Consider the following 24,081-nt stretch of genomic DNA (forward strand, 5'->3'; position numbering starts at 1 on the left):
CACACTGAATTCCAAGGAGTTACCCATGGCGAAGAAAACCCGCCCAGCCAGCTTTATCGACGACCCGCTCTGGTACAAGGACGCGGTGATCTACCAGGTTCACGTCAAATCCTTCTTCGACTCGAACAACGATGGCATCGGCGACTTCCCCGGCCTGATCGCCAAGCTCGACTACATCGCCGACCTTGGCGTGAACACCATCTGGCTGCTGCCGTTCTACCCCTCGCCACGCCGCGACGATGGCTACGACATCGCCGAATACCGTGGGGTGCACAGCGACTACGGGACGATGGCCGATGCCAAGCGTTTTATCGCCGAAGCCCACAAGCGCGGCCTGCGGGTGATCGCCGAACTGGTGATCAACCACACCTCCGACCAGCACGCCTGGTTCCAGCGCGCGCGCCTGGCCAAGCCCGGTTCCAGCGCCCGCAACTTCTACGTCTGGTCCGACACCGACGACAAATACACCGATACCCGGATCATCTTTCTCGATACCGAGAAGTCCAACTGGACCTGGGACCCGGTGGCCGGCCAGTATTTCTGGCACCGCTTCTATTCCCACCAGCCGGACCTGAATTTCGACCATCCGCCGGTGCTGCAAGCGGTACTGGCGGTGATGCGCTACTGGCTCGACCTGGGCATCGACGGCCTGCGCCTGGACGCCATTCCCTACCTGATCGAACGTGACGGCACCAACAACGAGAACCTGCCCGAAACCCACCAGGTGCTCAAGAAGATCCGCGCTGAAATCGATGCGCACTATCCCGACCGCATGCTGCTGGCCGAAGCCAACCAGTGGCCGGAAGACACCCAGCTGTACTTTGGCGACAAAAGAGGCGACGACGGTGACGAATGCCATATGGCCTTCCACTTTCCGCTGATGCCGCGCATGTACATGGCCCTGGCCCAGGAGGATCGCTTCCCGATCACCGACATCCTGCGCCAGACCCCGGAAATCCCCGCCAATTGCCAGTGGGCGATCTTCCTGCGCAACCACGATGAACTGACCCTGGAAATGGTCACCGACCGTGAGCGCGACTACCTCTGGAACTACTACGCCGCCGACCGCCGGGCACGGATCAACCTCGGTATCCGCCGGCGCCTGGCACCGTTGATGGAGCGCGACCGTCGCCGCATCGAGTTGCTCAACAGCCTGCTGCTGTCGATGCCGGGCACGCCAACCCTGTACTACGGCGATGAAATCGGCATGGGCGACAATATCTACCTGGGCGACCGCGATGGCGTGCGCACCCCGATGCAGTGGTCCATCGACCGCAACGGCGGCTTCTCCCGCGCCGACCCGGCCAGCCTGGTGCTGCCGCCGATCATGGACCCGCTCTACGGCTATCAGACGGTGAACGTCGAGACCCAGGCCGGCGATCCCCATTCGCTGTTGAACTGGACCCGTCGCTTGCTGGCGGTGCGCAAGCAGCAGAAAGCCTTCGGCCGCGGCAGCCTGAAAATGCTCTCGCCGAACAACCGCCGCATCCTCGCCTACACCCGCGAATACACCGATGCCGACGGCAAGACCGAGATCATCCTCTGTGTCGCCAACGTTTCCCGCACCGCCCAGGCGGCGGAGCTGGAGCTGTCCGCGTTCGCCGGCCGTGTGCCGGTGGAGATGCTCGGCGGCAACGCGTTCCCGCCCATCGGCCAGCTCAACTTCCTGCTGACCCTGGCGCCCTACGGTTTCTACTGGTTCCTGCTCGCCACGGAAACGCAGATGCCCAGCTGGCACGTGGAGCCGGTGCAGAGCCTGCCGGACTTCACCACCCTGGTGCTGAAGAAACGCATGGAAGAACTGCTCGAAAGCCCTTCGCGCACAACCCTGGAGCAGACGGTTCTGCCGGAGTGGCTGCCCAAGCGGCGCTGGTTCGCCGGCAAGGACACGGCGCTCGAACAGGTGCGCCTGGTCTATGGTGTGCGCTTCGGTGACCCGCAGCATCCGGTGCTGCTTGCTGAAGTCGAAGTCACGGCGGCCGGCCAGATCAGCCGTTACCAGTTGCCGTTCGGGTTTCTCGCCGAGGACCAGGCCAGCGCTGCCTTGCCGCAACAATTGGCCATGGCCCGGGTCCGTCGCGGTCGACAGGTCGGCCTGATCACCGATGCGTTCAGCCTTGAGCCGTTTATCCGCGCGGTGATCGACGGCATGCGCGGCGACACGGTATTGGTCACTGGCGGTGGCGAGCTGCATTTCCAGGCCGCCCCCGAACTCAAGACCCTGGAACTGCCCGCCGACATGAGTGTGCGTTACCTGTCATCCGAACAGTCCAACAGTTCTGTGGTGGTGGCCGAGCGCATCATGCTCAAGCTGATCCGCAAGGTCAGTGCCGGCGTGCACCCGGAACTGGAAATGAGCGCCTACCTCACCGCCGCCGGTTTCCAGCATATTTCGCCGTTGCTGGGCTCGCTGGTGCACCGCGATGCCAAGGGCGAAGACAGCCTGCTGATGATTGCCCAGGGGCTGCTCAACAACCAGGGCGATGCCTGGAGTTGGACCCAGAACAACCTGGAACGGGCGATCCGCGATGAACTGGCTGACGCGGTCTCGGACCATGAGCAGCATTTCAATGCCCTCGGCGAGCTGGCGGATTTCGCCGCCTTGCTCGGTCAACGCCTGGGCGAGATGCACCTGGTGCTGGCGGCGCCCACCGTCGATCCGGCCTTCAGTGCCCAGGTGAGCACGGACAAGGACGCCCAGCGCTGGAGCAAGACCATCAGCCAGCAGATGGAGCATGCCCTGCAGTTGCTCAAGCAGCACCAAAAGGCGCTGCCGGCGGAGGAACAGGAACTGGTGGGTCGCCTGCTGGAACAGAAAAAAGCCATTCTCGGCTATATCCAGAAGCTCGCCGGCCAGGTGGTCGGCGGCCTGCGCCTGCGGGTCCATGGCGACCTGCACCTGGGCCAGGTGCTGGTGGTGCAGGGCGATGCCTACCTGATCGACTTCGAGGGCGAGCCCGCCCGCTCGTTGCAGGAGCGGCGTGGCAAACACAGTCCCTACAAGGACGTCAGCGGTGTGCTGCGTTCGTTCGATTACGCCGCGGCCATGGCCTGCAACAGCGCCACGCACCTCGATCCGTCCAGCGCCGGGCCGGCCAGCCGGCGGGTCACCCAGCGTTATCTGAAAGACGCGCGTAAAGCCTTTATCCAGGCATATCGGCGCGCGACGGCTAGTCTTGTTCAGACATGGCAGGATCCGGCCGGCGAAGAAGCCGCCCTGACCCTGTTCAGCCTGGAGAAGGCCGCGTATGAAATTGTCTATGAGGCGGAAAATCGCCCGACCTGGCTCGGCGTGCCGTTGAACGGTTTGAGCGGGTTGTTGAGTGAAGTGAAAACCTTGTCCGGTGGAGAGCAGTGATGAGTTTAAGCAAGGAACAAGGTAAACCTGTGAACCGTGCATTGCCCGCGAAGAAGGATATCGAAGCTCTGGTGCGGGCCGAACACCATGACCCGTTTGCCATCCTCGGGCCCCATGACGACGATACCGGCGGGCAGTATATCCGTGCCTTCCTGCCGGGTGCCCTGGGTGTCCAGGCCTTGGCCCGCGACAGCGATGAGGTCCTGGGCAGTCTCGACAGCACTGATGTGCCGGGGTTGTTTGTCGGCCATTTCACCCAACGCCAGCCCTATCTGTTGCGTATCCAGTGGGCGGCGGGGGAGCAGGTCTGCGAGGACCCCTACAGCTTCGGGCCGTTGCTCGGCGAGATGGATCTCTACCTGTTCGCCGAAGGCAACCATCGTGACCTGAGCAGCTGTCTCGGCGCCCAGGTGACCCAGGTCGACGGCATCGACGGGGTGCGTTTTGCGGTCTGGGCGCCGAATGCCCGGCGGGTCTCGGTGGTTGGTGACTTCAACGTCTGGGACGGGCGCCGGCATCCGATGCGCCTGCGCCACCCCAGCGGTGTCTGGGAAATCTTTGTGCCGCGCCTGCAGGCGGGCGAGGCCTACAAATACGAGATTCTCGGCAAGGATGCGATCCTGCCGCTCAAGGCCGACCCCATGGCCCTGGCCACCCAACTGCCGCCGGACACCGCTTCGCGCGTCGCTTCGCCCTTGCGCATCGACTGGCAGGACCAGGCCTGGATGGAATCGCGCGGCGCCCGGCATCGGCACGATGCGCCACTGTCGATCTATGAGTTGCATGCCGGCTCCTGGCAGTGCGAGATCGATGAAGTCGGCGACGTATCCCGCCAGTACAGCTGGAGCGAGCTGGCCGATCGGCTGATTCCCTATGTCCAGCAACTGGGCTTCACCCATATCGAACTGATGCCGATCATGGAGCATCCGTTTGGCGGTTCCTGGGGTTATCAGCCGCTGTCGCAGTTCGCGCCGAGTGCGCGTTATGGCAGCCCGGACGATTTCGCCGCCTTTGTCGATGCCTGCCACCGGGCTGAAATCGGTGTGATCCTCGACTGGGTGCCGGCGCATTTTCCCACCGATACCCACGGCCTGGCACAGTTCGATGGCACGGCATTGTATGAGTACGGCAACCCGCTGGAAGGTTTCCACCAGGACTGGGACACCCTGATCTACAACCTCGGGCGCACCGAGGTGCACGGCTTTATGCTGGCCTCGGCGTTGCACTGGCTCAAGCACTTCCACGTCGACGGCCTGCGGGTGGATGCGGTGGCGTCGATGCTCTACCGCGACTATTCGCGCAAGGCCGGCGAGTGGGTGCCGAACCGCAACGGCGGTCGGGAAAACCTCGAGGCCATCGATTTCGTGCGTCACCTCAACGACGTGGTCGCCCTCGAAGCACCGGGTGCCCTGGTGATTGCCGAGGAATCCACGGCGTGGCCGGGTGTGAGCCAGGGCACCCAGCAGGGCGGTCTCGGGTTCGCCTACAAATGGAACATGGGCTGGATGCACGATTCGCTGCATTACATCCAGCAGGACCCGGTGTACCGTGCCCATCATCACAACGAACTGAGTTTCGGCCTGGTGTATGCCTGGTCCGAGCGTTTTATCCTGCCGATTTCCCATGATGAAGTGGTGCACGGCAAACATTCGCTGATCGACAAGATGCCCGGCGACCGCTGGCAGAAGTTCGCCAACCTGCGGGCCTACCTGAGCTTCATGTGGGGGCATCCGGGCAAGAAGCTGCTGTTCATGGGCTGCGAGTTCGGCCAGTGGCGCGAGTGGAATCACGATCAGCAGCTGGATTGGTACCTGTTGCAGTATTCCGAGCACCTTGGGGTACAGAAACTGGTGAGCGACCTGAACCACCTGTACCGCGAGGAGCCGGCGCTGCATGACCAGGACGATGTGCCCCAGGGCTTCCAGTGGTTGATCGGTGACGATGCGACCAACAGCGTCTATGCCTGGCTGCGCTGGAGTCGGGAAGGGCGGCCGTTGCTGGTGGTCGCCAACTTCACCCCGGTGCCGCGCGAGGCCTATCGGGTCGGTGTGCCCTTCGCCGGGCAGTGGAAGGAAGTGATCAACAGCGATGCGGCGATGTATGCCGGCTCCAACTATGGCAATGGCGGCGGGGCCTTCACCGAAGACCACGCCAGCCATGGACAGGCCGCGTCGCTGGTGCTGAACCTGCCGCCACTGGCGGTGCTGATGTTGCGGCCGGAGGGCTAGCACCTACCAGCGCATTCGCACCCCGACGTTACCGATGATGCCGTTCAGGCCGGTGTCATCGGAGGTGCCGCTGTAGTCCGCGCTGACATACAGGCTGACCGTCGGCGACACCTTGGCCACCAGGCCCAGCCCCAGTTCCACGGTGGAACTGTTGCGACTGATGGCGATCTTGTCGACCGGCTCCAGGCTCACCGGGCTGCCGCTGCCGAACGTATGCCAGAAGTTGGTCCGCAGATAGGGTTCCAGCGGCAGGCCACTGACTTCATAGCTGCCATTGAGACGGGCGCCGATCCGGCCGCTCCAGGTCGGAGAGTCGGAGATATTCGCCTGCCCGAGCGCGTCCACGTTACCTTGCTGGTTCACCACCTGGGCCTGGGGTTCGATGATCCAGTGTTGCCCCAGCCCGATCGGGAACCCGCCCTCCAGCGAAAACGTCATTTGCCGCGCCGCCAGGCTTTGCAAGTTGCCTTGGTCGGAGCGGGTATAGACCGTGGTCTGGTTGTTCATGGCCGTCAGGTTGACGTGCCAGCCCTGTTGCCCGGTCAGGCTCCAGAACGCCCCGAGATTGTTCCCTTGGGGACTCAGGCCGTCCATGCGCGGGTCGCGGGGCCCGGTGACAAAAGCGTCAGTCCGATCCAGTGGGCCGCTGCTCCCGGTAAAGACCCCGGCCGTCAAAGTCTGGCCGCCGCTGTGATTGCTGTAGAGGCCGGGAACAATCAGCAGGTTGCCAAAGGCGCCGGCAAACAGCGGGTCGAGGTTACCGACCTCGCCCTGGCCCAGGGTACGGTCGAGGAAGTGAACCGTCGGATCGGGATCACCGATGTTCGGGACGATACCGGCGAACCGCCAACCCGGTAATGTGCCGCTGTTGCTCAGTATGGGTAATTGACCCAGTGGCAAGGGCGTGTCGCCCTGGTATGAGGGTTGAAGGTCTTCTTCGAAAGGCGCTGCTCGGAGCTCAAGGGGGGAGCACAGCAAAAGCGCGGTCGAAATCGTATAAAGCGCCGTCCTCAGGCTGGGGTGGGTCATGGACGTTTTCATCGGGTGTTCCTTGCGGTCGCATAAATACCTGCATTGGTGTCTCTCCTGCCCCCGAACGAGGGACGGCCGAAATCATCGAGGCAAACCCCGGCGACCCGCTTTGGCGAGTATCCGAAGGCTTGCCCCTTGGGTTTTAAAACCGGGGGTAGTCACTTGTAGCTAAGGAGAGGTGCAGGTCGACGTCAAGAAAGTAGCGAATAAATAGATTCATTTGATCGGGTTTTTCAAGTCATTGATCAATCGGCTATTTGGTCTATTCAGGCTGATTCTGAGCAAACCCGGGAAAAAGGGTTTTCTCCGTGTTTTTCAGATAAACACCATCTCGAAGGGTTGCCGTGCCCGTTCGAGCAGGGCCGGTACCAGGACCGGTGGCAGCCCCAGTTCCGGATCGCCTTGCAGGTGGCTGTGGTAGGCATGGGCGGCATGCAGCTTGCGGGCGATGCCCCAGGTGTCGAGGCGGATCTTGCGTGCCCGGTGCCAGGGGATCAGGCCTTCGTCGCGCAAGGGCCGGAACCAGGAGTGCACCGGTATCTCCAGGAGTGTTGCGCCGCTGGCGGCGCAGGCCTGGGCGGCGGCCCGACCAACGGTGTCATGATCGGCAATCCCGTCTTCGCGCCAGGTGGTCAGCACCACGTCGCCCTGGCGCAGGTAGCGCCGCAGGAATTGACTCAGCGGCTGTTCCTGTCGCTCCAGTGCGCCATGGCGAAAGCCGCCGCGAATCCATTTCAGCCGGTGCAGTTCCAGGCCCAGGCGGCGCAGGGCCTCGGCACTTTCCTGGGGGCAGACCACACTCAGGCGGCTCGAAGGCCACAGGGTGGAGCCGGGGTAGAGGGCGCTGCCGTCGGTAATCGAGATCAACAGCAGCGGATGTTCGAGGGTGGCGAGCAGTTGCAGCAGACCGCCGCAACAATGCACTTCGTCACCGGGATGCGGGGCGATCACCACCACCCGCGCACCGGGCCGGATCAGACGGTGCAGGCCAATGGTCGGGACACGGGCCAACTGCCGCGAGTTCCAGATCAGCGGTGCAACTTCGTTGCGTGCAGCTTGGATTCTCATGATGTCTGTCACTTCCTTGTGTGAACGTGCACGCATCCTCCATCAGCCCTGATGCGTCCGGTGTCGCAAGGCGGCCCGGGAATGCGCGACTGAGTATCGCGCATATAGGCCGAAATGCGACTTTTATTGCTGAAAAAACGTCAGGTTTCTTCGTCTCGTTGCAGTTCGAACAGGACAAGCGAACGTCCGGTGAGGGTGTATTCGCGGTTGAAGGCAAAATGCTCCTGGCCCTTGACCTGTGGGTCGTTGGTATCGAGCACGCAGGTCCAGTCGATGCCCTGCGGCACCTCCGGCAGGCGGAAGTTGACCCCGTCATGGTGGGCGTTGACCGCAATCAGCAAGGTCGCATCGTCGCCGGTGCGGGGAATGCCGGAGACCTGGGCGCGGCCGTCGAGCAACATGCCCAGGCTGCGACCGTTGCCGTCGTGCCAGTGCTCAGTGGTCATTTCCTGGCCGTCCGGCGTCAGCCAGGTGACGTCCTTGACCCCCAGTTGCTCGTTATAGTCGCCGACCAGAAAGCGTCCGCGGCGCAGGATGGGGTAGGCCAGGCGCAGCTTGACCAGGCGCTTGACGAACTTGAGCAGCGACTTGCCGTCGTCGTCCAGGGTCCAGTTGACCCAGCCGATTTCGCTGTCCTGGCAATAGGCGTTGTTGTTGCCGTGCTGGGTGCGGGCGAACTCGTCGCCGGCGACGATCATCGGCGTGCCCTGGGCCAGCAGCAGGGTGGCGAAGAAGTTGCGCATCTGCCGCAGGCGCAGGGCGTTGATCGCCGGATCGTCCGAGGGCCCCTCGACGCCGTGGTTCCAGGACAGGTTGTTGTTGCTGCCGTCCTGGTTGTTTTCATCGTTGGCTTCGTTGTGCTTGTCGTTGTACGACACCAGGTCGTGCAGGGTGAAGCCGTCATGGGCGGTGATGAAGTTGACCGAGGTGTAGGGGCGTCGGCCGCGTTGGTCGAACAGGTCGCCGGAGGCGGTCATGCGCCGGGCGAAGTCGGCGAGCTGGCCGTCGTCGCCTTTCCAGAATGCGCGCACGGTGTCGCGGAAACGGTCGTTCCATTCGGCCCAGCCCGGCGGGAAACCGCCGACCTGATAGCCGCCGGGGCCGCAGTCCCAGGGCTCGGCGATCAGCTTGAGCTGGCTCAGCACCGGGTCCTGGCGGCAGGCGACGAGGAAGCTGTGGCGTTCGTTGAAGCCGTCGTGATAGCGCCCGAGGATGGTTGCCAGGTCGAAGCGGAAACCGTCCACGTGCATTTCCGTGGCCCAGTAGCGCAGCGAGTCGGTGACCATCTGCAGCACGCAGGGATGGCTCAGGTCCAGGGTGTTGCCGGTGCCCGAGTCGTTGATGTAGAAGCGCTTGTCATCGGGCATCAGGCGGTAGTAGGAGGCGTTGTCGATGCCGCGCATGGACAGCGTCGGGCCTTGCTCGTTGCCTTCGGCGGTGTGGTTGTAGACCACGTCGAGGATCAGCTCCAGGCCGGCTTCGTGCAGGTGCGCGACCATCTCCTTGAATTCGGCGATCTTGCCGCTGGCCAGGTAGCGCGGGTCGGGGGCGAAGAAGGCGATGCTGTTGTAGCCCCAGTAGTTGGTCATGCCTTTTTGCAGCAGGTGCTGGTCGTTGACGAAGGCGTGGATCGGCAGCAGCTCCACCGAGGACACGCCGAGCTTGCGGATATGCTCCAGCACCTCGTCGACCATCAGCCCGGCAAAGGTCCCGCGCACTGCGTCCGGCACCGCCGGGTGGCGCATGCTGATACCACGTACGTGGGTTTCATAAAGCAGGGTGCGTTCCCAGGGCACGCTGACGCGCTGGTCGTGGCCCCAGGTGTGGGCGGGGTCGATGACCTTGCTCTTGGGCACGAAGGGCGCACTGTCGCGTTCGTCGAAGCTGAGGTCGGCGTCGGGGTGGCCGATGGTGTAGCCGAACAGGGCCTCGGACCATTTCAACTGGCCGACCAACTGCTTGGCGTAAGGGTCGATCAGCAGTTTGTTGGGGTTGAAGCGGTGGCCGTTCGGCGGGTCGTAGGGGCCGTAGACCCGGTAGCCGTAGATCAGTCCGGGATGGGCGTCGGGCAGGTAGCCGTGGTAGATCTCGTCGGTGTACTCGGGCAGTTCGATGCGTTCGAGTTCCACTTCACCACTGTCGTCGAACACGCACAGTTCGACCTTGGTGGCGTTGGCGGAAAACAGTGCGAAGTTGACCCCCAGGCCATCCCAGGTGGCGCCAAGCGGGAAGGGCAGGCCTTCACGGATTCGCGAGGTCTGGGCTTCGGGGGTGGGGGCGGGCTTTTTCGGCTTGGTCATCGGCGCTCCTGCGGGTGTGTTCGATGGGGCGGTGTACGGACCGAAGGGTCATGCTGGCGATGCGATCTGGCAAAACAGCACATACCTGTGGGAGCGGAGCTTGCCCGCGAAGCTTTTGGCGATCTTCAGGGCCTCTTCGCGGGCAAGCTCCGCTCCCACATTAGTACGTGCGGTCTTCAGTACCGTACACGGCTCAGCTGGCTGACGGCTTGCGCGGTGCTCGCGGTTTCTTTTCGGCGGCGGGTTTGGTGCTGGTCGCGGGTTTCGGCACAGCCGCCGGCTTGGCGGCGACCTTGGGCTTGGCGGCGGGTTTGGCCGCTGTCGGCTTTTTCGGTGCCAGGGCCTCGGCTTCCGCCAGCTTGCGCGCCATCTCCCAATGCCGGGCTTCCTCACCCTCGGGGCGGCCTTCCGATTCCCAGATCTGATAAGCAAACTCACGGATGCGTTTTTCGTCGGTACTCATCGCCATGCTCCTGAACTCAATTTTGGGTAAAGAGATTGACCGGGAAATCTCCGAGTGCCTCACCGACCATCAGCTCGCTATGGTTTGTGACTGCGCACATCGAAAATAATCCCTTTAATTTGCTACCCGGTGCGGCGAACGGCAGTTTGACCCGCGTATCGCCCCAAACCGGTGCCGGTACCCACGGCAGTTGATCGCTGGCCAGCAGTCCGGCCGCCAGCCTGGGTACGATCACAATGGCCCGCTGCGTTGGTGTGCTGCGCATAAAGGCCAGTACGTGTTCGGCCTGTTCGCCGAGTACCTCCAACGGCTGATAATCGCCGTGACTGAAGACCCTCCCACATTCGGCCCGCACCGCCAGCGTACGGGCGATCAAGGCCTGTTTGAGCCGACCGCTGCGCCAGTCCGTCAACAGCGCCCTGGGCGATGTCGAGTGTTGCAGCGCCTGTTGCCGGGCCGTGAAATCCACCGGCCGGCGATTGTCCGGGTCCACCAGGCTGAAGTCCCAGAACTCGTTGCCCTGGTACAGGTCCGGCACACCCGGTACGGTCATGCGCAGCAAACACTGGGCCAGACTGTTGAGGGCCCCGGCCGGTGCGATTTTTTCCAGCGTCGCGACCAGGGCCTGGCGCAGCGGCAGGCCGACGGGGCGGGTCAGCAGCGCTTCGAGAAAGTTGCGGCAGGCCTGTTCGTAGGCCTCGTTCGGGGCGCTCCAACTGCTGTGCAGCTTGGCTTCGCGCAGCGCCTTGTTTTGCCATTGCCAGAGACGCTCGGCGTAATCCTGCAGGCCGGCCGAATCGTCGCTCGACAGGGCCAGCGGCCAACTGCCCAGCAGTGCCTGATAGAGAATCAGCTCGTCCGCCGCCGACGGTGCCTGGGGATCGTCACGCAGCGCCTGGGCCAACTCGCGAAAGCCTTGCACCTGTTCGACGTACCACGGGGCGCATTCGCTCAGTACCGCCAGGCGCGCGCGGCTGTCTTCACCGCGTTTGTGATCATGGGTGGCGCTGGTCAACAGGTTGTCCGGGAAGTGTTCCAGGCGGGCTCGGTTGGCCGCATGAAAGTCTTCCACGGGGGCGCTGAAGCGTTCGGTGGAAAAGCCCACGTCGTTGCGCGAGAGCAGCACCGCCGAGCGATAGAACGCGGTGTCTTCCACGGCTTTGGCGGCTGTCGGTGAGGTCAGCTGCTGGAAGCGCACGCAGGCATGCTTGAGCAGTTTGCGCTGACGTCCCGGTGGGCGCTCGCGCCAGGGTTGTCCGCCGAGCCACTGTTGCAGGTAGTCGAGCACCGGCCAGTCGGCCTCGCCGAGGGTGGTGCGGGCGCCGGCCAGGGCTTGCTGGAAAAACACTTCGTCTTCGGCCGGGCGGCCACCGGCGTTGATATAGGTGCGGTACACCGGGTAATGCACGATCAGCGCCTGCAAGGCCCGGCGTATCGCGCCGAGGGTCAGGTCACGGCTCATCACGTCGTCCCGGGCCACTTGCAGCAGGGCCTGGGCCACGCTTTCGCAGTCGCCCGCGAGTCCACCTGCGAGGATCTGCTGGCGGGCCAGTCGGGCTTCCTCGCCGAACTCGCCGGGGCGCTCGCTCAGTTGGCTCCAGAGTTCGGTCAGGGGCTGCTCGCCACGCGGGTCGTGTTGCAGCAGCGACAGCTGGTCCATGAATTCATAGCCGGTGGTGCCGTCTACCCGCCAGTCGCGGTGCAGGCTTTCGCCCTGGCCGAGGATCTTCTCCACATAGATCGGCAGGTGCTCCCCGGGGACCAGGCTGTCGACCCGTCGGCGCAGCTTGCGGCAGTAACCGCGTGGGTCGGCGAGCCCGTCGATATGGTCGATGCGCAGCCCGTCCACCAGGCCGTCCTCGATCAGCTGGAAGATTTTCTGGTGGGTGGCCTCGAACACCGCCGGGCGCTCGACCCGCAAGCCACCCAGTTCGTTGACATCAAAGAAGCGCCGCCAGTTGATATCGTCGGCGGCGGTGCGCCAACTGGCGAGGCGGTAGTGCTGGCGCTCCAGCAGCCGGTGCAGGCGCTGGAAACCTTCGGGTTGGCGCGAGTCATAACGGGCAAGGTTCTGCTCGATGGCGTCATGCAGCTCGTGGCGTTGCGACAGTTCGGCGCGCAGGAGCTGGGCCTGGGCATAGGGGTCAGGCAGGCTGTTCAGGGCCTTGAAGTGCCCGGTGAGGGTTTCCAGTTCAGGGATGTCGGCCAGTATCTGCGCGTAGTCCCGGGGGCAGATGGGAAAACGATGCTGGTAGTGCTCGATATGAAAGCCGCCGTGCTCGGCATCGAAGCACAAGGGAATGCTGCCTTCCTGCAAGGCCACGCCGTAGTCGCTGCCGAGGAAGGGCATGAGCAATTGCCCTTCGAGCAACGGATCGGGCGAGTGCCACTGGATATCGAAAAACTCGCTGTAGGGGCTCAACCGGCCCCACTCCAGCAGGTCCAGCCACCAGGGATTGTCCGCGCCGCCGACGGCCATGTGGTTGGAGACGATGTCGAGGATCAGGCCCATATCGTGCTGGCGCAGGGCTTGTACCAGGCGCCGCAACGCCGGTTCGCCGCCCAGTTGCGGATTGACCCGGGTCGGGTCGACCACGTCGTAGCCGTGCATGGAACCGTCGCGCGCGGTGAGCAGCGGCGAGGCATAGACATGACTGATGCCCAGCTGGGCGAAGTAGGGCACCAGCACTACGGCGTCATCCAGGCTGAAGCCTTTGTGAAACTGCAGGCGTACCGTCGCACGCAAGGGTGGTTTCATCGGTCACGCTCGGCAGCCTGGAGTCGGGCACAGGCCAGCAGTTCGAGACGGCGGGCGGCGTCGACATCGTCGAGCAACTGGCTGCTGTCACCGGGCAGGCGCCGCCGCCAGTTGGGGTGGCTGTCGAGGGTGCCGGGCAGGTTGGCCTGTTCTTCGACACCGAGGGCGTCCTCCAGCGGCAGCAACACCAGGGGCGCGCGGGTATGGCCGAGGAAACGCACGCTGGCATCGAGGACCTGGTCGGTCTCGTGGGATTCGTCGCTGAAATTCTGCGGGTCGTTGCTCAAGGCGCGACGCAAGCCCTCGCGTTCGCGTTCGCGGGTTTCGCGCCAGTGATCGGCGGTGCTGTTGTCGATCAGCCCGAGCTGGGTGTTCCAGTCGATATCCCGGGCATGCCACCAGCCATTGAGGGTGGGCAGGTCGTGGGTGCTGGTGATGGCCAGGGCGTCGTCCGGCCAGTCGAGGATCGGCCGGAAACGATGGTCGTATTCCTGCTCGAACAACAGCACGCGCATGCCGAGGATCGCCCGGGCACCGAGTTTTTCCCGCAGGCCCTCGGGCACCGTGCCGAGGTCTTCGCCGAGCACCACCGCCTGGTGGCGCGCGGACTCCAGGGTCAGCAGGCGCAGCAGGTCGTCCACCGGGTAATACAGGTAGGCGCCGTCGCTGGGCGGGGAACCGAGGGGGATCACCCAGAGCCGTTGCAGGCCCATCACATGGTCGATGCGCAGGCCGCCGGCATGGGCGAAGTTGGCCCGCAGCATTTCGATAAAGGCGCGGAAACCATGGCGCTTCAGGCCCTCCGGGGCGAAGGCTGAAATGCCCCAGCTTTGCCCGGCGCGGTTGAGGATATCCGGCGGTGCGCCGACGGTGAGTTCGGCCAGCAGCTCGTCCTGCCGGCTCCAGGCCTGGCTGCCACCGCCATCGGCACCCACGGCGAGGTCGGCGATCAGGCCGATGCCCATGCCGCTGTTCCGGGCGGCGTTTTGCGCGCGTTCAAGGCTCCGGGCGATCAGCCATTGGCTGAAGGCGTAGAAGCCGATCTCCTCGGCCTGCTCCTCGGCGAAGGTGACGAGGGCCGGGTTGTCGGGATGGTGCCAGGCCGCGGGCCAGTGCCGCCAGTCGGTACTTTCACCGCGGGCGGTACAGGTTGCTTGCAGGGCTTCGAAGCGACAGTGATTTTCCAGGGCTTCGCCGCCGCTCTGGCGAAAGCGCGCGAAGTCCGTGGCGAGCGCGTGAGTGCCGAGGCGAAAGCCGTCGTACAACGCGCGCAACAGCCGTTGTTTGGCGCGGGCGGCGCGGGGCCAGTCGATCAATGGCAGCGCTTCCAACTGCTGCAGTTCATCGGCCAGTCCCGTGATGTCGATGGCCTGGCGCAGGGCCCGTTCGCCGAGAATCGCCTCCGGCGCCGCATAAAGGCTGTTGAGGAACAGCCGGCTGGACGGCGAATAGGGGCTGTAGCGTTGCGGGTCGCAGCTGAACATGGCGTGCAGCGGGCTGATCGCCAGGGCGTCGGCGCCGCGTTCGCCGGCAGCGCGGACCAGGCTCTCCAGGGCCAGGGTGTCGCCGAAACCGCCGTCGCCGGCGCGTTGCAGGGCATACAGCTGGACCGTCAGGCCCCAGGCGCGGGGTGTCGCGCTATCGGTGGCCGCCGCGACGCTGTGGCACTGCGCCGGGGCGACGGCGAGGGTGAAGTGCTGGCCGGCGATATGCACCGTCTGGTAGCCCACCGGAACCTTGCCCGGCAGCACCGCGTCCTGGTCCAGGTGCAAATGCAGGACCGTACCGTTTTCCAGGTGCACCTCGCAGGCAGTATCGGCGGCGAAATAGTGGGCCAGGTCCAGGCCCTTGCCGGCGTCCGCGGTCAACAGCGGTGGCAGGTGTTTCTGTTGCTGGGCGAGTTGCAGTTCCTGCAGGCTGTTCTCGATGGCCTGGTCAGTGTCGGCGGGATGGCCGAGCCCGGCCAGGACCTTGCGCAAGACCTCGGGCCGGACTTTCTGTGGCCGACCATTGGCGTCGATCCAATCGACGGCCAGGCCGGCTCGGCTGGCGAGTATTTCCAGTTGCGCGTCGCTCATGGGTGCTCTCCGGTGGGTGACTGCGTGACGTCCCCGGGGGTCAGGGTAACCAGCGCGCAGTAGGGGGCCAGATGACCTTCTTCCAGTTGGCGACTGGCGCCGGCAGTGCTTTCGAACAATAAACGGGCCTCGGTGGGTGGGCTGTGGTCGACGGACTCGGCACTGAGATTGAGGTCGATGCGCAGCAGGCTGCCATCGCCCATGCGCCAGCGCGCGCTGAGGGCGCCGTCGGCCAGGACATCGGTGCCCAGGGCCTGGGCGCCGGGGAGTCGGGGGATGATTTCGCGGTGGCGCAGTTCCAGCAACTGGCGGTAGAGGCGTACCGTGGCCTGGCGGTTGAAGTCGTCGCTGGCGTCGTTCAGGTCGGGGCGCGAGTCGTTGAAGCTGACGGCGGCGTTCGGGTCGGGAATATGCGCCCGGCGCGCGGGGTCGGCAAAGGCCGGGAAATCGGCGAACTCCGCGCGCCGGCCTTCGCGCACGGCGTCGGCCAGTTCACCGTGGTGATCGGTGAAAAACAGGAAGGGTTCGCGGGCCGCGGTTTCCTCGCCCATGAACAGCAACGGGATCATCGGCGACAACAGCAGCAGCACCGTGGCCGCCCGCAGCGCCGGGGCCGGGCAGAGTTGGTTGAGGCGCTCGCCCAGGGCCCGGTTGCCGATCTGGTCATGGTTCTGCAGGAACAGCACGAAGGCGCTGGGGGGCAGATGCGCGCTGGGTTCGCCGCGACTATGGCCGTGGCGGTCGGGATGGCCCTGGAACACGAAGCCCTGGCTCAGGCAGCGGGCCAGTTTGGTGGTGGTTTCCCGGGCATAGTCGGCGTAATAGGCGTCGGTCTCGCCGGTCAGCAGGACGTGCAGGGCGTTATGGCCGTCATCGTTCCACTGGGCGTCAAAGGACTCCTCCAGCAGGCTGGCCTGGTTGCGTTCGTTTTCCAGGGTCAGCCACACGTGCCGCGCCGTGTCCACCTGGTGGCGTACCGCGTAGGCCAGCTCGTGGAGCAGGGTGCTGTCATTGATCGCGTGCACGGCATCCAGGCGCAGGCCGTCGAAACGGTACTCCAGCAGCCACATCAGGGCGTTGTCGATAAAGAAGTCGCGGACTTCGCGGCGGCGGAAATCGATCGCCGCGCCCCAGGGGGTCTGCTGGTCGTCGCGAAAGAAGTCCTTGGCGTATTGGCCGAGGTAATTGCCGTCCGGGCCGAAGTGGTTGTAGACCACGTCCAGCAGCACCATCAGGCCATGCCCGTGGGCCGTGTCGATCAAGTGCTTGAGGTCTTCGGGCGAACCATAGGCGGCATGCGGCGCATAGGGCAGCACGCCGTCGTAGCCCCAGTTGCGTTCGCCGGGGAACTGGGCCAGGGGCATCAGCTCAATGGCGGTGACTCCGAGTTCGGCCAGGCGTGCCAGTTGGCTTTCGACCTGGCGATAACCACCGAGGACACCGACGTGCAGCTCGTAGATCACCGCCTCGTGCCAGGGCCGCCCCTGCCAGTCCTTGTGCTGCCAGTGATAGGCCAGGGAGTCGACCACCTGGCTCGGCCCGTGCACATCGCCGACCTGGCGCCGCGAGGCCGGGTCGGGCACCAGTTGCTCGCCGTCGATATGGAAGCGATATTGGCTGCCGGCCGGGCAGCGGGCCTCGAGGACAAACCAGCCGTCGTGCTGCGGCAGCATGGCCAGTGAACGGCCATCGTCCAGCTCGACACTGACGTAATAGGCGTCCGGTGCCCACAGCGCAAAGCGGGTGTGCTCGGCGTCCAGCAGGGTCGCGCCATGAGGCCAGGTTTCCAGAGTCCGTAACGGCATCTATGAAGACCTCCTCAGTGCTGGCCCGACCTGCTCCGGGATTTGGTCACCAGGTTCTGGTACAGCTCGGCGTAGGGTTCCACCGCCTTGCACCAGTTGAACGGCGCGGCCATGGCCCGGCAGCGCATGGCGTTGAGCAGTGGCGGATAGGCGAACACCTTGAATGCACGGCGCAGCGCCTCGGTGTAGCTTTCCACCGTGGACTCGTCGAACAGGAAGCCGGTGACCCCGTTATCGATGGTGTCGGCCAGCCCGCCGGTATTGCGTGCCACCGGCAGCGAGCCGAAGCGCTGGGCGTACATCTGGCTCAGGCCGCAGGGTTCATAGCGCGAAGGCATCAGCAGGAAGTCGCTGCCGGCGAACATGCGTCGGGCGTCGGTTTCATTGAAGCCGATGCGCACCCCGATCCGGCCTGGAAAACGCAAGGCCAGTTGGCGCATGGCCTGTTCTTCTTCCGGTTCGCCACGGCCGATGATCGCGATCTGGCCGCCTTCGGCCACGATCATTTCGCTGACCGCTTCGGTCAGGTCCAGGCCTTTCTGGTAGACCAGCCGCGAAACCACCGCGAACAGCGGTCCGGTCGACGGATCGAGGCCGAACAGGTTGCGCACATGGGCGGCGTTGACCGCCTTGCCTTCCCAGTCACCCGGAGTGAAGGGGTGGACCAGATGGCTGTCGGTGGCGGCGTCCCAGCTTTCGTCAATGCCGTTGGGAATGCCGCTGAGCAGGCCCTGGTGGGTCTTGCTGGCGAGGAAACCGTCCAGGCCACAGCCGAATTGCGGCGTGGTGATTTCCTGGGCGTAGGTGGCACTCACCGTGGTGATATGACTGGAGTAGGCCATGCCGGCCTTGAGGAACGACAGCTTGCCGTAGAACTCCATGCCTTCCTGTTGCAGGGCGTGGGGTGGGATCCCCAGTTCCGGGCAGCAGGCCAGGCTGACCACGCCCTGATAGGCGAGGTTGTGAATGGTGAACAGGGTCGGGGTGCGCTGGCCGCGCCAGTGCATATAGGCCGGGGCCAGGCCGGCCGGCCAGTCATGGGCGTGGACCAGGTCCGGGGTCCAGTGGATCTGCGCCAGGTTGGCGGCGATATCGGCGGCGGCCAGGCCCAGGCGGGCGAAGCGGATATGGTTGTCCGGCCAGTCGCGCCCGTTGTTGGCGCCATAGGGCGTGCCTTCCCGCTCAAACAGCTCGGGGCAGATCAGCACGTAGATCACCAGGCCGTCGGGCAGGTCCATGCGGCCGATCTTGCACGGTGGCAGTGCGGCGTGGCCCCCCAGCTCGCCGATGATATGGATCGGGTTATCGCTGTTCATCACCTGCGGATAACCGGGGATCAGCACCCGCACATCGTGCAGGTGGAGCATCGCCCGCGGCAGGGCCGCGGAGACGTCGCCCAGGCCGCCGGTCTTGACCAGGTCGGCGAATTCGGAGGTGACGAACAGCACCTTTTTCTTGTTGGGATTGACAGCGGGTGCCGCCAACACGGGCTTTCCTCCCGCCAAGGGGACTGACACGGGGACCGCTTCGCTGGCCTGATTCAAATGCTCTCCCTGAGTTCCCAACGCAGCGCTGATCATGTGTCTCTCCCGTCTTATTTGATCTGGTTCTTCCTTTCTTTCATACAGCGTGCCCAAACCGCTTCCTTTGGTCGGACACACCGGTTCCGGGCGACTGGGCGAAGAATGCTCGTCGCACGGAGGCAAGAAAGAGTGGGGAAGCCTCTGTCCGTAATACACCCGAACTAGAGGCCCTACCTTTAACCTGACCGACCGCAGCATCAGAAGTTTCGACTTTTTTGCGACGAAATGACTGAGCGGTCAGCAGGCCCGAAAATCAGTGTAGGAGAGATGTCGTCGCCGTGAAGGGCGTTGTTTAGACGAATATTGGAAAAATCCCGCGCGCTTGACCTAAGGCTCAATCGATAGCACGGACACCTGGAACGACCGTCCCTGAACGGTCGCACCTTGCTGAGGCAGGCTCGAAGTCCAACCGCTCAAGAATGGTGCGTGGGTGGCTGGGCGCGAGTAAACGAGGCCGCGCGACCGGGGTGGAGGGGCTTGTCCATTACCTCACCCCGGTCGTTGCGTGTTTAACCCAGGAGGCGGATTGGCTGCCCGGCGGCCCAGGCCTGGATGTCTTCGATCATCTGGCTGTAGAACAGCCGGTAGTTGTTCTGGCTGACATAGCCGACATGGGGGGTGGCCAGGACATTGTCCAGGGTGCGGAACGGATGGTCGGCGGGTAACGGCTCCTGTTCGAAGACGTCCAGGGCGGCACCGGCCAGCTGGCCCTGTTCAAGCGCGGCGATTAGCGCCTGTTCGTCGACGATCGGCCCGCGCGCGGTGTTGATCAGGTAGGCCGTGGGTTTCATCCAGCCCAGGGCCTCGGCGTCCACCAGGCCGCGGGAACGCTCGCTGAGCACCAGGTGCACGGAGAGCAGGTCGGCCTGCTTGAACAGTTCGGCCTTGCTGACGTATTCCACTCCGGATTCGGCGGCGCGTTCGGCGGTGAGGTTCTCGCTCCAGGCGATGACCCGCATGCCGAAGGCCTTGGCGTAGCCGGCAATGCGCTGGCCGATGCTGCCCAGGCCGAGAATGCCCAGGGTCTTGCCATACAGGTCGCCGCCCAGGCCTTGCTGCCAGTGTCCGGCGCGCAGGGAGTTGGCCTCCTTGAGCAGATTGCGGTTGGCGGCCATGATCAGCGCCCAGGTCAGCTCCGGCGCGGCCTGCTTGTAGCTATCGGTGCCGCAGACCTGGATGCCCAGGGCGTTGGCGGCCTTGATATCGAGGGCGGCGTTGCGCATGCCGCCGGTCACCAGCAGCTTCAGGCGGGGCAGTTGGCGCAGTAGGGCCTCGTTGAACGGGCTGCGCTCACGCATCACGCAGATCACCTCGAAACCGCCAAGGCGCTCGGCCATGGTCGCGGTATCGGCCGGGTAGTCGTGGAGAAAACTGACCTGGCCCACGGCGTTCAAGGCACTCCAGTCCACCGCCTCGGCGGCCACGCCTTGCCAGTCATCGATTACCGCGATCTGTAGGGTCATTCACTCTTTCCTCATTATTGTTTGCTGGCCAGCCAGTCGAGCAGGGCCTTGTGGAAACGTGCCGGTTCTTCCATCTGCGGTGCGTGACCCAGGCCTGGGAACTCCACCAGGGTCGAACGTGGGATCAGTTTCGCCACCTGTTTGCCGAGTACGTCGTAGTGACCGATTTTGGCCTTGACCTCGGGCGGCGCGATATCGCTGCCGATGGCCGTGGTGTCGGCGGTGCCGATCAGCAACAGGGTGGGCATCTTCAGGTCCTTGAACTCGTAGTAGACCGGCTGGGTGAAGATCATGTCGTAGATCAGCGCCGAGTTCCAGGCGACCGCGACGTGACCGGGGCCTTTGTTCAGGCCGGCGAGCATATCGACCCAGCGGTCGAACTCGGGTTTCCAGTGGCCGGCGTAATAAGTGCTGCGTTCGTAATTGCGGATGCCCTCGGCGTTGAGCTTCAGCTCGCGCTCGTTCCATTGGTCGACGCTGCGATAGGGGACGCCCAGGGCTTTCCAGTCTTCCAGGCCGATGGGGTTGACCAGCGCCAGGCGTTCGACCTGTTGCGGGTAGAGCAGGGCATAGCGGGTGGCGAGCATGCCGCCGGTGGAGTGGCCCAGGATCAGGGTTTTCTCGATGCCGAGTTTTTCCAGCAGGGCGTGGGTGTTATTCGCCAGTTGCTGGAAGCTGTACTGGTAGTTGTCGGGTTTGCTGGAGGTGCAGAAGCCGATCTGGTCCGGGGCGATCACCCGGTAGCCGGCGGCGCTCAGGGCCTTGATCGACGAGTCCCAGGTAGCCCCGCAGAAGTTCTTGCCGTGCATCAGCACGATGTTCTGGCCGTTGGCCTTGCCGCTGGGCGGGACGTCCATGTAGCCCATCTGCAGGGATTTGCCCTGGGATTGGAAGGCGAAATGCTGAACCGGGTAAGGGTATTCGAAACCTTGCAGTTCCGGGCCATAGGCCGGGCCTTCGGCTGCGTGGGACAGGACAGGGAGGGACGCGGCCAGGAACAGGCCGCCGAGCATGAGTGCGCGGGCATTCGACATACAGGATCTCCGTAAGAATCGTCCCGATGCTGGTGACCCGCGATTAACCCTGGATTAACGGAGGCGCCCGAGAGCGTCAGGCGGTGGAGCGCTTCGGCGTTTCCATCAGGTGTTTGAGGTTGTCCATCGCCCGGGTCGAGAGGTCGACCATGCGTGCGTGCAAACCGCTGAGGTTCAGTTCGGTGATGTATTGCAGGGTGCGGGTGAACTGCGTGCCATAACCGTGACGATGCAGGCTGTAATAAATGCAGCCATCGACCACCGAGGAGGTAAAGGCCATCTTGAACTCGACCGGGGCATTGGCGATGACCACCCGATAGTTCATCTCGATTCGCAAACCCAGCAGGTCAATGACCTCGGTAAAGCGGTGATCCTTGGGCAAGGGACCACGGATACCGGTCTCGGCGCTGACGGAAGTGGGGTGCCATTCGTGCCAGCGATCAGGCTGGGTCACGTAGGCGTAGACCGTCTCGATTGCGGCCTCTATGTAGATTTCGTTACTGAGCGTCTTGGCATAAGGCTGGAAAGAGGGTTGTTCCATGGCTCTGCTCCGACTGCGTTCCTTGTTAAAGGGCGGAAACAATGATGAGCATAGGTGATACAAAATATTTCGTGATGTACAAAATCGGTACAAGACCGGCGGTCGTGCCCCCGACTGCGGGGCACGACCATCAGTGTTTTATTTGACTTTGAAGCGGCCCATCAGCGCGCTGACGCGGTTGTTGGCGTCCAGCAGGCTGCGGGTATTGTCGTCGGTGGCGTGGCCGCTCTGGACCAGTTCTTCGACCATGTGGCGGATCTGCACCATGCTGCGGTTGATCTCCTCGGTGACCGAACTCTGCTGTTCGGCGGCCGTGGCGATCTGGGTGCTGAGGCTGTTGATATGGCTGACGGAGCCGGCCATTTCATCGAGCCCGGCGTTGACCCGCGCCGTGGCGTCGGCCGCGGACTGACAGCTGGCCTGGGTGTTTTCCATGGCCGCTACCGACGAACTGACGCCCTGGGTCAGGCGAGTGAGCATCTCGTTGATTTCCGAGGTGCTGGCCTGTGTCCGGGCGGCGAGGGCGCGAACCTCGTCGGCCACCACCGCAAAGCCGCGACCTTGCTCGCCGGCGCGGGCGGCTTCGATGGCGGCGTTCAGGGCCAGCAGGTTGGTCTGCCCGGCAATGGCGCCGATCACCCCGAGAATCTCGGTGATGCGCTGGGCGTCCTGCTGCATGCTCTCGACCTTGTGGGTCGCGCTGGAAACTTCGTCGATCAGCGCGACCACGCTGCTGGAAGCCTCGCCCACCACCACCCGCGAACGGTCGGCGTGTTCGTTGGCGCGCTGGGTGAAGGCGGCGGTTTCGGCGGCGTTCTCGGCCACGGTGTCGGCGGTGGCGCTCATCTCGGTGATGGCGGTGACCGTCTGCTCGGTTTCCGAAGCGTGGCGGGTGAGGATCTGGTTGGTATGAGCCGAGGTCTTCTGCAGCTTGTCCAGGCTTGAGGCCATGTCACCGGTGGCCTGGGTGACTTCGCCGATCATGTTCTGCAGGTAGACGATAAAGCGGTTCACCGAGTGGCCGATGGCCCCCAGTTCATCTTCGGCGCGGATGGTGATGCGTCGGGTCAGGTCGGCATCGCCGGCGGACAGTGCGTCGATATTGGTCTTGAGCGCGCGCATCCGGTTGATCAGCTTGCTGATGGCATACACCTGCAACAGCACCAGCAGCACGATCATCGGGATCTGCAGCAGGGCCAGGGTATTGAGCACGTCATCGCGCTGGGCGGTGATCAACTGGGTCGGCAGGGCGGTGGCGAGGAACCAGGGGGTGCCTTCGATGGGGCGCATGAAGAAGGTGCTGGCCACGCCGTCGTTGTTGAACTCCACGCGGTGGGACGCGGCGTCGCGGTTTTGCAGGGCGGTCTTGACCTGCGCGGCGAAGGCCGAGCTGCCGGCCAGGTCGCTGATGTTCTTGAGCACCACCGGGCTGTTGATATGGGTGCTGTTGCTGATGATCTTGCCGTCGGCTTCGACGATCAGCATTTCACCGCCGATGTCTTTTTCCTTGCGCGCCACCAGGTCGTTGAAGAAACCCAGGGTCACGTCGATGGTCGAGACGCCGTAGGGCACGCCGTCACGCTGGATGGCCATGGCGCAGTTGGTGCGTGGCTCCTGGCTGGCGTCATCCTTGTAGGCCGCCGCCCAGGCGCACTGGCCGCGTGGGGTGGCCATGCCGCCCTTGTACCAGGGTTGTTCGTAATAGTTGGGCGCTTCGGCGCTGTTCCAGAAAGTGTTGACCTGCAACTGGCCGTTGGCATCGCGGTGCCAGAAGGTGCTGTGCTTGTTCCGTCCTGGCGTGCGCTGGCCGGGCAGGGGCCAGATGCCGCCGCCGAAGACCTTCAGCTCGCCGTACTGATCCACCAGGCCAGGCAGGACCTTGTCGATGGTGTCGCTGTCGAGCAGGGGAATGGTCTGGGTGATGCTGCGCTGCTGGGCCTGGACCTTGTTCAACTCGTTCTTGATCTGCTCGGCCACTTCGGCCACGCGGTTGAGTACGACCTGTTCCTCGGTCTTGCGCAACGTGGGCGCGACCAACTGACTGATCCCGACCACGGTCAGGACAAACAGCAGCAGAACGAACAGGACCAGAAACAGCGTGTAGCGGGCTTGGATCGTACGGAACATAGGCATGGGACCTGTCCTTGCAAAGCGGCTTTTATTGTTCGGTCGCCTGATCGAGTCAGGGCTTCGTTGGGTTATCGGCTTGAGCTGATCGAGCTTTAGGTACGATCGTGCAAGAAAGCCGAGAAAACACCGGTAAGGTGGTTAGAGAGAAACAAACTCAACAGCGGCGAGTTGAATGTATGTTTTTTGAAATAATCGCTCGCCGATATCAATCAGCTCTGGTCTGCTGTTATCAGCTGGAAC

Annotated in this window: 13 protein-coding genes and 2 pseudogenes; 2 read left to right on the forward strand and 13 right to left on the reverse strand. The window is 63.9% G+C overall.

Annotated features, from left to right (window positions below):
• Positions 1-25: 25 nt before the first annotated feature.
• Positions 26-3,358, forward strand: a complete 3,333-nt coding sequence (gene treS / locus CWE01_RS04070) for a maltose alpha-D-glucosyltransferase (protein ID WP_100939253.1) — start codon at positions 26-28, stop codon at positions 3,356-3,358.
• On the forward strand, positions 3,358-5,586 hold the full coding sequence (glgB, locus tag CWE01_RS04075) for a 1,4-alpha-glucan branching protein GlgB (RefSeq protein ID WP_100939254.1): 2,229 nt from the start codon (positions 3,358-3,360) through the stop codon (positions 5,584-5,586). The genes treS and glgB overlap by 1 nt, the downstream gene beginning before the upstream one ends.
• 3 nt (positions 5,587-5,589) lie before the next feature.
• Here glgB and CWE01_RS04080 read toward each other — a convergent pair whose 3' ends face one another.
• The 13 genes and pseudogenes from CWE01_RS04080 to CWE01_RS34155 form a co-directional block, all read right to left on the reverse strand.
• Entirely contained in the window at positions 5,590-6,627 is a 1,038-nt protein-coding gene (locus CWE01_RS04080; RefSeq protein ID WP_100939255.1) for an autotransporter outer membrane beta-barrel domain-containing protein, read from the reverse strand.
• A 306-nt stretch (positions 6,628-6,933) separates the two neighbouring features.
• The gene (locus CWE01_RS04085; protein ID WP_100939256.1) at positions 6,934-7,686 is read right to left on the reverse strand and encodes a PIG-L deacetylase family protein; all 753 of its coding nucleotides are present in this window, start codon (positions 7,684-7,686) and stop codon (positions 6,934-6,936) included.
• 140 nt (positions 7,687-7,826) lie between these two features.
• Entirely contained in the window at positions 7,827-9,986 is a 2,160-nt protein-coding gene (gene glgX / locus CWE01_RS04090; RefSeq protein WP_100939257.1) for a glycogen debranching protein GlgX, read from the reverse strand.
• A 193-nt stretch (positions 9,987-10,179) separates the two neighbouring features.
• Complete coding sequence (locus CWE01_RS04095) at positions 10,180-10,449, reverse strand: DUF2934 domain-containing protein (RefSeq protein ID WP_100939258.1); 270 nt, start codon at positions 10,447-10,449, stop codon at positions 10,180-10,182.
• A 16-nt stretch (positions 10,450-10,465) separates the two neighbouring features.
• A complete protein-coding gene (locus tag CWE01_RS04100) occupies positions 10,466-13,207 on the reverse strand; it encodes a malto-oligosyltrehalose synthase (RefSeq protein WP_100939259.1) in 2,742 nt (913 codons plus the stop codon).
• Positions 13,204-15,285: a 4-alpha-glucanotransferase gene (malQ, locus tag CWE01_RS04105; RefSeq protein WP_100939260.1), complete on the reverse strand. Its 2,082-nt coding sequence runs from the start codon at positions 15,283-15,285 to the stop codon at positions 13,204-13,206. Before malQ ends, CWE01_RS04100 begins: the two co-directional genes overlap by 4 nt.
• Positions 15,282-17,090, reverse strand: a complete 1,809-nt coding sequence (gene treZ / locus CWE01_RS04110; RefSeq protein ID WP_100939261.1) for a malto-oligosyltrehalose trehalohydrolase — start codon at positions 17,088-17,090, stop codon at positions 15,282-15,284. The genes malQ and treZ overlap by 4 nt, the downstream gene beginning before the upstream one ends.
• Before the next feature lie 14 nt (positions 17,091-17,104).
• Positions 17,105-18,670, reverse strand: a complete 1,566-nt coding sequence (gene glgA / locus CWE01_RS04115) for a glycogen synthase GlgA (RefSeq protein WP_100939262.1) — start codon at positions 18,668-18,670, stop codon at positions 17,105-17,107.
• Positions 18,671-19,182: 512 nt separating this feature from the next.
• The gene (locus CWE01_RS04120; RefSeq protein WP_100939263.1) at positions 19,183-20,136 is read right to left on the reverse strand and encodes a D-2-hydroxyacid dehydrogenase family protein; all 954 of its coding nucleotides are present in this window, start codon (positions 20,134-20,136) and stop codon (positions 19,183-19,185) included.
• 14 nt (positions 20,137-20,150) lie between these two features.
• Positions 20,151-21,170 (reverse strand): alpha/beta fold hydrolase, encoded by a 1,020-nt coding sequence (locus CWE01_RS04125; protein WP_100939264.1) that lies wholly within the window; start codon positions 21,168-21,170, stop codon positions 20,151-20,153.
• A 76-nt stretch (positions 21,171-21,246) separates the two neighbouring features.
• A complete protein-coding gene (locus CWE01_RS04130; protein ID WP_100939265.1) occupies positions 21,247-21,711 on the reverse strand; it encodes an SRPBCC family protein in 465 nt (154 codons plus the stop codon).
• Positions 21,712-21,849: 138 nt separating this feature from the next.
• Positions 21,850-22,377, reverse strand: a pseudogene (locus CWE01_RS34150) (methyl-accepting chemotaxis protein); the annotation flags it as partial.
• A gap of 333 nt (positions 22,378-22,710) precedes the next feature.
• Positions 22,711-23,844: pseudogene (locus tag CWE01_RS34155) on the reverse strand (cache domain-containing protein); the annotation flags it as partial.
• Between the last annotated feature and the right edge of the window lie 237 nt (positions 23,845-24,081).

The organism is Pseudomonas sp. QS1027 (assembly GCF_002814235.1).
Lineage (GTDB): Bacteria > Pseudomonadota > Gammaproteobacteria > Pseudomonadales > Pseudomonadaceae > Aquipseudomonas.